The 12,325-nt window shown below is 37.3% G+C and carries 13 protein-coding genes; 3 read left to right on the top strand and 10 right to left on the bottom strand.

What is annotated here, in order from left to right; genetic code table 11:
- Positions 1 to 68: 68 nt before the first annotated feature.
- Both V9G42_04425 and V9G42_04420 read left to right on the top strand, forming a co-directional pair.
- On the top strand, positions 69 to 641 hold the full coding sequence (locus V9G42_04425; GenBank protein MEI2758666.1) for a Maf family nucleotide pyrophosphatase: 573 nt from the start codon (positions 69 to 71) through the stop codon (positions 639 to 641).
- 23 nt (positions 642 to 664) lie between these two features.
- Positions 665 to 1,534: a DMT family transporter gene (locus V9G42_04420; protein ID MEI2758665.1), complete on the top strand. Its 870-nt coding sequence runs from the start codon at positions 665 to 667 to the stop codon at positions 1,532 to 1,534.
- Here the strand turns inward: V9G42_04420 and V9G42_04415 are convergent.
- Positions 1,514 to 2,800, bottom strand: a complete 1,287-nt coding sequence (locus tag V9G42_04415) for an aminotransferase class I/II-fold pyridoxal phosphate-dependent enzyme (GenBank protein MEI2758664.1) — start codon at positions 2,798 to 2,800, stop codon at positions 1,514 to 1,516. The two genes, V9G42_04420 and V9G42_04415, sit on opposite strands and share 21 nt — an antisense overlap.
- Before the next feature lie 162 nt (positions 2,801 to 2,962).
- On the opposite strand from V9G42_04415, the gene V9G42_04410 reads away from it, so the two are divergent.
- The gene (locus V9G42_04410) at positions 2,963 to 4,102 is read left to right on the top strand and encodes an acyl-CoA dehydrogenase family protein (protein ID MEI2758663.1); all 1,140 of its coding nucleotides are present in this window, start codon (positions 2,963 to 2,965) and stop codon (positions 4,100 to 4,102) included.
- A 65-nt stretch (positions 4,103 to 4,167) separates the two neighbouring features.
- Here the strand turns inward: V9G42_04410 and V9G42_04405 are convergent, their stop codons facing one another.
- The 9 genes from V9G42_04405 to atpE form a co-directional block, all read right to left on the bottom strand.
- Positions 4,168 to 5,046 (bottom strand): hypothetical protein, encoded by an 879-nt coding sequence (locus V9G42_04405; protein ID MEI2758662.1) that lies wholly within the window; start codon positions 5,044 to 5,046, stop codon positions 4,168 to 4,170.
- Between the two features lie 115 nt (positions 5,047 to 5,161).
- On the bottom strand, positions 5,162 to 6,535 hold the full coding sequence (locus V9G42_04400) for a hypothetical protein (GenBank protein MEI2758661.1): 1,374 nt from the start codon (positions 6,533 to 6,535) through the stop codon (positions 5,162 to 5,164).
- A gap of 11 nt (positions 6,536 to 6,546) precedes the next feature.
- The gene (locus tag V9G42_04395; GenBank protein MEI2758660.1) at positions 6,547 to 7,071 is read right to left on the bottom strand and encodes a gamma carbonic anhydrase family protein; all 525 of its coding nucleotides are present in this window, start codon (positions 7,069 to 7,071) and stop codon (positions 6,547 to 6,549) included.
- A 66-nt stretch (positions 7,072 to 7,137) separates the two neighbouring features.
- Positions 7,138 to 8,268: a glycosyltransferase gene (locus tag V9G42_04390; GenBank protein ID MEI2758659.1), complete on the bottom strand. Its 1,131-nt coding sequence runs from the start codon at positions 8,266 to 8,268 to the stop codon at positions 7,138 to 7,140.
- A 96-nt stretch (positions 8,269 to 8,364) separates the two neighbouring features.
- Positions 8,365 to 9,243, bottom strand: a complete 879-nt coding sequence (gene atpG / locus V9G42_04385) for an ATP synthase F1 subunit gamma (GenBank protein MEI2758658.1) — start codon at positions 9,241 to 9,243, stop codon at positions 8,365 to 8,367.
- 56 nt (positions 9,244 to 9,299) lie between these two features.
- Entirely contained in the window at positions 9,300 to 10,877 is a 1,578-nt protein-coding gene (gene atpA, locus V9G42_04380) for a F0F1 ATP synthase subunit alpha (protein ID MEI2758657.1), read from the bottom strand.
- A gap of 31 nt (positions 10,878 to 10,908) precedes the next feature.
- Entirely contained in the window at positions 10,909 to 11,463 is a 555-nt protein-coding gene (gene atpH / locus V9G42_04375; GenBank protein MEI2758656.1) for an ATP synthase F1 subunit delta, read from the bottom strand.
- Positions 11,464 to 11,473: 10 nt separating this feature from the next.
- Positions 11,474 to 11,968, bottom strand: a complete 495-nt coding sequence (locus V9G42_04370) for a F0F1 ATP synthase subunit B (GenBank protein MEI2758655.1) — start codon at positions 11,966 to 11,968, stop codon at positions 11,474 to 11,476.
- An 86-nt stretch (positions 11,969 to 12,054) separates the two neighbouring features.
- Positions 12,055 to 12,309, bottom strand: coding sequence for an ATP synthase F0 subunit C (gene atpE / locus V9G42_04365; protein ID MEI2758654.1), 255 nt, complete (start codon positions 12,307 to 12,309; stop codon positions 12,055 to 12,057).
- Between the last annotated feature and the right edge of the window lie 16 nt (positions 12,310 to 12,325).

Below are 12,325 nucleotides of genomic sequence, written 5' to 3'. Positions count from 1 at the left end.
TAAAGCAACATTATTAAATTACGATATAACGCTAAAACTATTTTCTCTCGCACCTCAATTCTGATGCAATGAACCAACTCAAACAAAAAATAATTCTGGCTTCACGTTCACCACGCAGACAACAGCTTTTGCAAATGATGGGTATTGAATTTGAAGTAAGAACTAAAGAAACAGGTGAAGATTATCCAGACCATTTGCAGAACGAACAGATAGTTTTATATCTCGCTTCAAAAAAAGCCATTGCCTTTGAAAATGAGATTAAAGAAAACGAATTACTCATCAGTGCCGACACCATTGTTGTACATCAGAATAAAGTGCTGAATAAACCGGCAGACTATAATGAAGCTGTTAAAATGCTCACTGCTCTTAAAGGCAGCATGCATGAAGTTTATACCGGAGTTTGCATTGCTTCCATCAACAAAAAAGAATTGCTCTATGACAAGAGTGAAGTTTATTTTCGCAACTACACAACTGAAGATATTCACTATTACATTAGCAACTTTAAACCTTATGACAAAGCAGGGTCTTACGGTATTCAGGATTGGTTTGGCCTGACATGTATAGAAAAAATTAACGGTTGCTTTTATAATGTTATGGGATTGCCAACAAGAAAAGTTTATCAGCAATTAATAAATTTTTAGTCATGCGAAAGGCTTATCTGCAAATGCACATTTCCATTTTGTTGTGGGGGTTTACCGGCATATTCGGTAAGGCAATTGAGATGAATGCCATCATGATTGTATGGTATAGAATGATCATCAGTGCAGTGGCATTGATACCGTTCATGGTAAAGCATAAACAGTTTATATTACCTGATAAAAAAAGGTTTGCGTCCATTATCATCACAGGTTTTGTAGTTTGTCTGCACTGGCTCACTTTCTATGCTTCAATAAAAGCTTCGAATGTATCTATTGCGCTCAGTTGTTTTGCTTCTGTTTCATTATTCTCTGCATTGCTTGAGCCATTATTTTATCGCAAAAAAATAAATAAGCAAAACATCATCCTGGCATTGTTTGTACTCGTTGGCATCTACATCATTTTTGCTTTTCAACAGTTATATGCTATGGGTATTGTTCTGGCATTAATCAGTGCACTGTTGGGCGCCTTGTTTACTATTCTGAATAAAATATTTGTAAGCAATGATGAGCCTGCACCGGTTACATTCATAGAATTACTCAGCGGGTTTGTGTTTTTATCCATTCTTCTTCCACTCATTTTACCGGCTTTTAATGTTAGCTTTCAAATACCTTCTACTATTGATTGGGTATGGCTGTTGTTGTTGAGTGTAGTTTGTACTTCTGTGGCATTCACCCTTTCATTGGAGGCGCTAAAAAAAGTAAGTGCATTCACCATGAACCTCTCCGTAAATCTTGAACCGCTTTACAGTATTGTTCTGGCAATAATTTTATTTAAAGAGAATGAATTGCTCAATAACGGTTTCTACATTGGCGCAGTCATTGTCATCAGTTCTGTATTCATTCATAGTCTGATGCAATACAGGGTCAGAGATAAATCAATCTCCGAGCAAGGCTAATGCTTTGCGTAAAGAAACAAACATCTGTTCAATATCTTCTAAATGTGCAGTTCCAATGGAGAGACGAAACCAATTTGAAGTTGTTGCTGCACCAAACGCGGAAAATGGCACCAAGGCTACCTTGGCATAGTTAATGAGAAAAGATGTTATATCATTTGAATTGTTTATCCGCTTACCATCCGGCATCACCTTATTCAAAATATCAAACTGAACGGTGAGGTAAATGGCTGCTTGCGGATCAATGGCATTGACAGGTAATCCATCATTTTTCATTTTCAAAAAGCCATCATAAAATGCGCTCAGTCTTTTTTCCACTTTTGATTTGTAATGACTTAAAAATGCATCTACCTCTTTCTCCTGTGTCAGAAAATGTGCTGTTGCTACCTGTTCGGCTTTAGGTGACCATGCTCCCACATGCGAAAGAATAGATTTCATTTTATCAATAATTCCTGCCGGGCCAAACGCCCAACCTACTCGCAGACCTGTTGCAGAAAAAGCTTTGGAAAGTCCATCAATATAAATTGTGTAAGGCCGCATTTCAGGAAGTAATGAAACAGGATCAACATGTTTTGTGTTTCCAAAGGTTAAAGCCATATAAATCTGATCGTACATCAGATACAATGGTTTCTTGCCTTCTCTTCTTTTATTTTCTTGTAATATCAATTCACAAATTTCCATCAATTGCTTACCGCCAAAAACTGTTCCGGTAGGATTTAATGGAGAACAAAGCGCAACCAATGCTGCCGATGAAAGATGTGATTTGAGCTCCGATGCCAAAGGCATAAAATTATTCTGAGGCAATGTTTCCACAGCAATAGCTTCTGCCTGCGATAAATGGCAGTAGTGGTTATTATTCCATGATGGAATCGGAAAAACAACTTTCTCTCCGGGGTTTACAACTGTTTTATACAATGCATAAATGAGAGGTCGTGCACCACCGGAAATTAAAATCTCATTGCTGCTGTATTGTAACTTTTGCAGTTTATTAATATAGCCTGCAACAGCATTGCGCAACTCCGGTTGACCGTTGGCAACAGGGTAATTGGTGTAACCTTCCTTATAAGCTTTAATAATTTCATTTTTTAGCGCATCAGGAATTGGAAAAATGGTTGGGTCATAATCGCCAATGGTCAGGTTAAAAATTTTATTACCTTTTTTAATTTGCTCGTTTACTTCGCCAGCGAGTTTTATAATTTCCGAACCAATTAAAGTTTCGGCCATATCAGAAGCAGAATATGCCCCTTTTTCAATTGTAGCTTGCATCATTTCAGTCAAAAATTTGCTTCGAAAGTATTCAGAAAATATGAGTTAACAATGCAAGTTTACTCATTTACAGGGATAATAAAATATCATCCGGACAATGGGTTTGTTTTTTTATCTTTGCACACTTCTGAAAAAAAAATTCAATTTACAAAAACACCTTAGAGGATGGAATTTGCAGCTACAGAAAATCAACAAATGATTGCACAAACGGTAAAAGATTTTGCCGAAAAACATATCAGACCCAATGTGATGACATGGGATGAAGCTCAGGATTTTCCTGTTGATGTTTTTAAAAAAATGGGTGATATTGGTCTAATGGGCATATTGGTACCGGAGCAATATCAAGGCGCTGGTTTAGGTTATTTTGAATACGTTACTGCCATTGTAGAAGTGGCAAGAGTGTGTGGATCTGTAGGCTTGTCAATGGCTGCGCATAACTCATTATGTACAGGACATATTTTAGCATTTGGAAACGAAGAGCAGAAAAATAAATGGCTACCTAAATTAGCTACCGGACAATGGATAGGTGCTTGGGGGCTAACAGAAGCTAATACAGGCAGCGATGCCATGCGCATGCAATGTGTGGCAAAGCAAGATGGCGACAGTTGGGTTATTAATGGAGCAAAAAACTGGATTACCCATGGCAAAAGTGGCGATGTGGCAGTAGTGCTTGCCCGCACCGGTGAATTGCTCGATTCCAATGGCATCACAGCATTTGTCGTTGAGCGCGGAACACCAGGATTTAAAGCAGGTAAGAAAGAAAATAAATTAGGAATGCGATGCAGCGAAACTGCTGAAATGATTTTTGAGGATTGTAGAATTCCGGCTTCCAATATTTTAGGTAAAGTAGGTGACGGTTTTAAACAAGCCATGAAAATATTGGATGGTGGACGCATTTCTATTGCCGCACTATCATTAGGAATTGCAAAGGGTGCATTTGATGCATCGGTTAAATATGCAAAAGAAAGACAACAATTTGGGCAGCCCATTGCAAACTTTCAGGCAATAGGTTTTAAGTTGGCCGAAATGGCAACAAAGATTGAAGCAGCTGAGCTTTTAATTTTACAAGCAGCTGATCTAAAAAACCGTGGTGAAAAAGTTACCCGTCAATCGGCTTTTGCAAAATATTATGCTTCGGAAGTGGCAGTTTATGTTAGCACAGAAGCTGTGCAGATTTTTGGTGGCTACGGTTACACCAAAGATTTTCCGGTAGAGAAATTTTATCGTGACAGCAAACTTTGCACCATAGGAGAAGGCACTTCCGAAATTCAAAAATTAGTTATTGCAAGAGAATTGCTGAAGTAAAAAAATATTACTATAACAAAAAAAGCTGCTCAAATGAGCAGCCTTTTTTTTGGGTGGTTCTCCTATCAGAACAACCAGCCTAATTTTATTTTAGCTGTAACGTTTGGTCCAAAGCCGGAATCTTTTCCTTGCTTTAATGATGGGTTACTTTTTGTGGTGGTTGTTTGTGCTGCAGTTATAGTGCTAACATTATTCACATCTGGCTCAGACTCTATCCATGGCGTTTTTACATCTAAGTAATCAGATTTTAAATCATCATATTTAGTGCTGTAGAAACCAAAGCCAAATTCAGCACCTAAGGAAAGGTTTTTACTGAAATAGTAATCCATACCTGCAATCAGATTTACACCAAAAGTTTTGCTGCCTGATGAACCACTTAAAGACTTAGTAGTCCAAGGTGCAGAAACAATAACTGTTGTTGATGTAGTATCATAAAACGTTGGTGACGTATAATCTGTTGGCAATATTGTGTCGCGTGTGAATTTTGTTTTTGAACTGCTGAAACTAATCTCTGCACCAATATATGGTGATAACCTGTCTGTACCTTCAAAATGCTTTTCAATACCCGGACGGAAACTAAAACCAGAAGTTTTACTTACCATATCTGCTTGTGGATTCATTCCTGTAGTTAATTGTATATAACCACCTCCGCCTTCAGCATGAAACACGGTTTTTGTTGTCGGGAATGCAAGCGTATCATCTGCCTGCATGATAACATCTGTGCTTTTTGAACTGCTAATAGAAATACTTAGTCTGGCAGCAAGCTTTCCATCTTTTAGAAATCTGCGATAAGTGATTCCTTCATTCAATGATAGTGGTGTACTTCCAAATGGTGCAAACAATAATTGGAGGTTGTTTTCTCCGCCTGCTTGTTTGTACGGTTGAGCCTCAACGGCTGTCAGACACAAGAACATGCCTGTTGCAAATAACATTAGTCTTTTCATTTTATTTTTCAGTTTTTGTTTGACGTAAAATTATTCCCAATAAATCCTTTTATAATTCTATTTTCTCTGAATTATAAACATGTCAATATGAATAACTCCAAAATGAAAATTCAAATCACGGTGCTACAATCTGTTGCAGTGCAGGATACTCATTAATACGTGATGTTTGGTTAAAACCATTCTGCACAGCTTTATTAAAATCTGACAAAGCTTTTTCGGGTTGCTTATTGTTGGCTTTATAAACAGCCGAAAGAAACCATGCCTCAGAATTATTCGGTTCAGCTATCTGATAAATTTGTAGAACTTTATCTGATTCAGGAGCATTTTCACCTACTAACTGCTTGGCAAAAGAATAACAGGCAATACCAATAAATCCCAATAGGCGGTTACTCATGGCTGCCATCATTTTGTCTTGACTATTTGAAGCTGCAATTTTCAAATCAGTAATTTCTTTTTGCCACCATGCCAGATTTTGATTTGAAAAAGCATCCCTCAACATTTTTTGCATTTCCTTTTCCTGATAAAGCATATTCTGACTTCGAATACGCCACTTACGCAAGTTATCCGAGTTTTCAATTTCTTTAAGTTTACTTTTTAAGTTTGTTACATCCGTTAAACCTTCAAAGCACATAATTCCGAATTGCAGCTGCGCAAATCGCTTACCCGGTGATGCTTTGTTTACCGAACTATTAATCTTCTTTAACCAGTTATGATAATAGTCTTCTACAACAGATGTCTGCATCTGTAACTTATTTTGTTTCACCATATTCATTATAGTAAAGAGAATGGCATCATGCATATCACTTATGCCAGGCCATTGATGCGAGCTATCTGTTTCAATAAATGCATGGTGTGTTACATCAACAGATTTTTCTAATGCAACCATTTCATGATAATTAAAATCATTGATGCCTGCAACTGAAACCACACTCATATTTTTATCAAACCTACCATTCTCAAACATGGCTCCTGAACAAGCTATCAATCCTGAAAAAAAATGTTGACTCATTGCAAGATTACAGGCAACCTTACTACCTCCTGAAAAACCTGCAACAATTTGTTGCTGTGTATTTACAGGCAATCTGTTTTGACAATCAGAAAAAAGAGCACTGGCGATTTGCTGTGATTGATCAAAAGGCATTCCGTTTTCAATACTATTGCAGCCAATCATAATCAACTTAAAAGCATCAGCAATTGATTTGTATTTTTCTAATGGCAAATTTCCATCTGCATGAGGGTCAAAAAAATAAACTACAGGAAGTGGTGTTGTATCGTTACTTTCAGAAGGTGTATATACAGAAAACAATACACTACTGTTACTCTCTGCCTTGATGCTGGAAAGAAGTTTCCCGGGTTCTGCTTTTATCTTTGTAAAATGCGTCTGTACTACAGTTGAGGAATCCACTTGTTGTGCAATTTCTTTTTTTTCTGTTGACGGTGTGCAAGAAGAAAAAAGAAAACTGATAATAACTAACCGGAACAACAACATATTACTTATTTTTAATTAGCATCTTCTTTAAACCAGCCGGAATACATAACATAGTTATTGGCAATACGCTCGTTCAAATCTTTGAAATGTTCAGGGCTCACTTCTTTTACCTTTTTTGCAGGAACTCCTGCATAGATACAACCTGATTCTACCACAGTATTTTCCAGCACAACAGAGCCTGCTGCAATTATTGCATTTGTTTTAATGATGGCATGATCCATTACTATTGCGCCCATACCTATCAACACATTATCTTCAAGTGTACAGCCATGAACAATGGCATTATGACCGATTGAAACATTGTTACCCACAACAGTTGGTGCTTTCTGATAGGTGCAGTGAATAATAGCGCCATCCTGAATATTTACTTTATTGCCAATTGTAATTGAATGTACATCACCTCTTACTACTGCATTAAACCAAACACTGCAATCATCACCCATCACCACCTGCCCAATTATTGTGGCATTTTCAGCAGCATAAAAGTTCTTCCCAAATTTCGGCAGTATGCCATTAACAGGTTTTATCAGTGCCATGAAATATTTTTCTTCAAAACTACAACTACCATTCAATAAAATGAAATTGTCTGCCAACAAAAAAAATTAATCTTTAGGGTATGACCTTCCCTTCCATTGATAATGATTTGACAGGCTTAAAACACCAACAACAAAAGTATAGACAGGATAGAGCAACTGCATTAACACGTAAGCACCGGGATAAAATTTCTGTTTAAGCTTTGATGATACATTCTGAATAAAAATAAAATCACATATCCATTTTGTTGCTAATGTTACTGCTGACACCAACCAAAGCTGACTCACTGTTGGCAAAATTATCAAACCAAAAACAGCAGCATATTGCAATACAGAAAATATTGCAACAAACAAACCGGTTGTTTTAATATACTGTTGTTTGTAATGTTTCACTTTTGATGCCCATCTTATTCGCTGATTTATCAATGCTGATAAACCGGAAAGAGCATCAGAAGTTACAACTACTTTATCGGAAGCTAAAGCTTGTATGCTTTGCTTGTTCTTTGCAAACAATGACAACATAAAAAAAGTATCATCTCCTGAAGGTACATCATGCCGCAATTCAGCATTATTTATTTGCAGATAGGCATTCTTTTTAAAAACCAAATTGGCACCATTGCACATTAATGGTTTTCCAATAGCTAATGACCCAAGTGTTAATGCAGCTAATCCTAATGATTCTGTCTGTTGAATTTTTGATAATTCCCCTTTGCCTTGTAAAACAACAGGCAATATTAACATATCGGGCTTCGAAAAATTAAATTCGTTATTTATTGTCAATAGCCAATCATGATTAAAAACGCAATCGGCATCAGTTGTAATTATTACTTCTGCTTTACTTGCTTTAACTCCTTCTGCAATAGCAGCTTTTTTTCCATTTGAATTCTGAAGTGAAAATACGGCACCATTTAACTTGAGCAAGTCAAACAAATGTTTAGCAGTTGTTACAGTTTCATCTTCAGAATGATCGTCAACAATAATAATTTCAAAATTTGATTTATTATAACTCTGTTCTGCCAATGAATTCAGTAATCGTTTTATGTTGGCTTGTTCATTACGTACAGCAATGATTATTGAAAAAAAATTATTGATTTGATTCTGATTAACCGGAAGTTGCTTATTTGCTAATACATTAAAGCCAATCATCCATCTGAAGGTCAGAAAAAAATACATTGCAGGAATCAATAACAAAAAAAGCATAGGCAAATGTAAGGATAGGAAAATTTAAATCGTCACTTTAAGATAAAGGCAAAAAAAAACCGCATTGCTGCGGTTTTCAAATTTCTTAAAAGAATTTTATCCGTTAAGTGCTTCTGCACCTGCCACAATCTCAAGAATCTCATTGGTGATAGCTGCCTGTCTGGCTTTATTATATTGCAGACGAAGGTCTTTAATTAATTCACCTGCATTGTCGGTGGCTTTGTTCATAGCTGTCATTCGGGCACCATGCTCACTTGCATGAGAATCAAGAACAGCTTTAAACAACTGCGTTTTTACTGCTGTAGGTAACAGTTCGCTAACGATAGATTCTTTATTGGGTTCAAAGATATAATCGCTTACAGTTTTGCTTTTTTCTTGCGAAGCAGGAGGAATTATTGGCAATAATTGTTCGGTCTGCAATATCTGTACAGCTGCATTTTTAAACTGATTATAAACCAAAATCACTCTATCCCATTTTTCTTTTGCAAACTCATCCATAATACGTTCAGCAATTTGAGCAGTGTTTGCAAAATTCAATGCACTGTATAAACTGTTTTCATTGCCTGCATAAACATTTTGATTCTTTGCAAAAAAGTCTCCTGATTTTTTACCAATGGCAAGAACTTTTACTTTTCCTTCTTTTGTTTGTTTCTGATAGGTTTCATTAAGCAATCTTGATGTTGCCTTTATTACCGATGAGTTAAATGCACCTGCAAGACCACGGTTTGAAGAAATTGAAACGATGAGGATATTATTTGCAGCACGAACTTTGGTAAATGGGCTTCCGTCTGATGATAAACTTTGTGAAAGATTTTCAAGTATCTCTCTCAGTTTGGCAGCATAAGGACGCATTTGCAAAATTGCATCCTGAGCTCTGCGCAACTTTGCGGCAGAAACCATTTTCATTGCTTTGGTAATTTGCTGAGTAGAATTTACCGAAGCAATGCGCAGTCGAACTTCTTTTAAATTTGCCATTTATATAATTCAGAATTAAGAATTCAGAATATTATTGATTTCTTAGTTTTACTTTATTACGAATATTTTGGTGCTAAGTCTGCAGCCACTTTTTCTAATACTGAGGTGATACTGTCATCAAATTCACCTTTCTTCAATCTATCGAGAATAGGTTTTTGTGTTGCTTCAAGAAGGCTCAGATAATTGGTTTCAAACTCTCTTACTTTCTTTACATCAACATTACGTAATAAACCTTTTGTTCCAAGATAAATTATGGCAACCTGCTGTTCAACTCGCAATGGAGAGTACTGTCCTTGTTTAAGAATCTCTACGTTACGGGCACCTTTATCCAATACGTTTTTAGTAGCAGCATCAAGGTCAGAGCCGAATTTTGCAAACGCTTCCAACTCGCGATATTGAGCCTGATCGAGTTTTAATGTTCCTGCAACTTTTTTCATTGATTTAATCTGTGCATTACCACCAACACGTGATACAGAAATACCCACGTTAATAGCAGGACGTACACCGCTATTAAACAGGTTTGCCTCAAGGAATATCTGACCATCAGTAATAGAAATTACGTTGGTTGGAATATATGCTGACACGTCACCTGCCTGTGTTTCGATGATTGGAAGTGCTGTTAACGATCCACCGCCTTTCACTTTTCCTTTTAATGAATCAGGAAGGTCATTCATTTGTTGAGCAATGCTGTCTGATGCATTTATTTTTGCGGCACGCTCAAGTAAGCGGCTATGTAAATAAAATACGTCACCGGGGTATGCTTCACGTCCCGGAGGTCTTCTCAACAACAAAGATACCTCACGATATGCAACAGCTTGTTTAGATAAGTCATCATAAATAATCAAAGCCGGACGACCTGTGTCGCGGAAATATTCTCCGATGGCAGCACCGGCAAACGGAGCATAAAACTGCATAGGTGCAGGTTCAGAAGCAGAGGCCGATACGATTACAGTATATGGCATGGCTCCACGCTCTTCTAATGTTTTTACAATGTTTGCAACAGTAGAACCTTTTTGTCCTATGGCTACATAGATACAATATACCGGTTTACCTGCTTCATAAAATTCTTTTTGGTTAATAATGGTATCAATACACACCGCTGTTTTTCCTGTCTGACGGTCACCGATAACCAACTCACGTTGACCACGTCCGATTGGAATCATAGCATCAATAGCTTTGATACCTGTTTGTAATGGCTCGTTTACAGGCTGACGGAAAATTACGCCCGGTGCTTTACGCTCCAATGGCATTTCGAATGTTTCGCCCTGAATAGGTCCTTTACCATCAATAGGATTACCTAAGGTATCAACAACGCGACCAAGCATGCCTTCACCAACATTTATTGATGCAATCAGGCCTGTACGTTTTGCTGTATCACCTTCTTTAATATCTGATGAAGTACCAAGTAATACGGCACCTACATTATCTTCTTCAAGGTTAAGCACTACACCTTTAAGTCCGTTTTCAAATTCAATCAGCTCACCTGACTGAACATTGGTTAGTCCATATATACGTGCAATACCATCACCAACCTGCAATACGGTACCAACTTCCTGTAAGTCGGAAGAAGTTTTAAATCCAGAAAGTTGTTGTCTCAAAATTGCTGAAACCTCATCGGGTCTTATCTCTACCATTGTTTTTGAATTTTAAATTTTATAGAATATTTTAATAATTTTTCTCGTAAAGGTTAATCTTTAATTCTCTGCGAATTTCACGTAGTTTTGTTTCTATGCTTGTGTCAACCTGCTTATTATTCATCTTCAACACAAATCCTCCAATCAAATCCTTGTCTATTTCTTCAACCAATTCAACTTTACCTTTAGCCTCGGCAGAAACTATTTTCATTATTTCTGCGCGCAATGTGTCATCTAATTTAAATGGTGTTGAAACAACTGCTGTAGCTATTCCTACATGCGCTTTGTAAAGACTGATAAACTGGCGTGTAATATCTTCAAGATATCCTTCTCTTCTTTTTGCAACGATGATGTTCATAAAAGCATAGGTAACATCAGATACTTTACCTTTAAAAATCAAAGAGAGAATATTTTGCTTTTTGTCTGTGTTGATAATTGGATTACGGAGCAATAAGGCAAGTTCGCGGCTTGACGAAATTGTCGAAACCACCAGCTCCATATCGGCATAAATTTTCTGCTCGGTTTTTTGCTCTATTGCCAATCCAAGTAGTGATTTGGCATAACGTCCGGCAACTTTTGTTTCCATTGCTGTTCGATTAATTCATTTTTACATCCTTCAGCAAATCGGCAACGAGGGCTTTTTGTTTGCCATCGTCTGCAAGTTGCTGCTTCATTATTTTCTCTGCAATTTCAACAGAAAGCAAAGCCACCTGATTTTTTAAATCGGTGATAGCAGCCATTTTTTCGTTATGAATACCTTCGCGTGCAAGCGTCAATAAACGATCGGCTTCTGCGGTTGCTTTGTCACGAGCTTCGTTAATGATGTTATCCTTGGTTACACGTGCTTCTTTAAGAATTTTATCTCTTTCCTGACGTGCTTCTGCCAACAATTTTTCATTGTCAGCTTTAAGGTTTGCCATTTCATCTTTTGCTTTTATGGCAGCATTCAAAGCATCTTCGATAGACTTATCCCGTTCGTTGAGTGCATTAAGAATGGGCTTCCATGCAAATTTTGTAAGCAGAAACAGGACGATAAGGAATCCCAGTACCATCCAAAATGTTAAACCAAATGCGGGCTTTAGCAGTTCCATGTATATTTCTTTTTTGTTTTAATTTTAATTTAAATTTTCCTGTACAGACAACCAATCGTTACCTGCACAGGAAATGTTGTAATGAATTACTTGAATACTACAAGCAATCCAACTACCATTGCGAAGAAGGCAGCACCTTCAACGAGAGCAGCGGTAAGGATCATGTTGGCACGAATGTCGCCTGATGCTTCCGGCTGACGAGCAATAGCTTCTACAGCACTGCCGCCAATACGGCCAATACCTACACCTGCACCTAATGCTGCAAGTCCGGCACCCAAAGCAGCCACACCGTAACCTATTCCCAGGTTGCCTGCTACTTCTAATAAGATGGTTGATAACATGTTATTTATTATTTAG

This window comes from Bacteroidia bacterium, assembly GCA_037045145.1.
GTDB lineage: Bacteria > Bacteroidota > Bacteroidia > AKYH767-A > OLB10 > OLB10.
This window is presented reverse-complemented; position numbering and strand designations above follow the sequence as displayed.